This is a genomic window from Aquicoccus porphyridii (assembly GCF_008369105.1).
In the GTDB taxonomy this organism is placed as follows: domain Bacteria; phylum Pseudomonadota; class Alphaproteobacteria; order Rhodobacterales; family Rhodobacteraceae; genus Aquicoccus; species Aquicoccus porphyridii.
On the sequence record NZ_VINQ01000091.1, the window covers coordinates 1 to 539 of the forward strand.

General features: G+C 62.9%; 1 protein-coding gene. It reads right to left on the reverse strand.

What is annotated here, in order from left to right:
* On the reverse strand, positions 1–539 hold a 539-nt coding region (locus FLO80_RS21915), incomplete at both ends, for an IS66 family transposase zinc-finger binding domain-containing protein (protein WP_188078400.1).

A 539-nucleotide genomic window follows, 5' to 3' on the forward strand; every position in this document is an offset into this window, starting at 1 on the left:
CAAAATTTGCCGACCAGCATGTGCGACACGAGGCCGGGACCGGGCCGCCCGCGTTCAATCACGCGCGACGGCAACGGGGCCTGCGCGAAGGCTTCACAGCAGGTGCAGGCCATGCGGGGTCGGATAAACCGGCGCACCACGAAGTGGCCGGGGATATAATCCAGTTCTTCGGTCACGTCCTCGCCCACTTGGCGCAGAGCACCCCCGCAGTCGTGGCATGCCTCGCCCGGCGACAGAACCTCATCGTGCCGATCCAGGTGGTCGGGCAGTGGCTTGCGGCTGTGCTGGCGCTTGTTGGTTGGGCCTCCTTCATCACCGGGCGGCTGCTCGGTGTGATGATCCTCTGCAGCCTGCGCGATCTCGTCGTCTTCCAGCAGATCGAGAGCCAGTTGATCCATGCTCTCTGACTTTGAACCGAAGCGCGCCTTGCGGTGACCGTGAAGCTCAGCCTTCAGCTTCTCGATCTGGTAGGCCTGAGATTGGATATGCTGGAGCATTTGCGCGCTGACAGAGCGCAGCTCGTCAGGATCTTTGGGCAG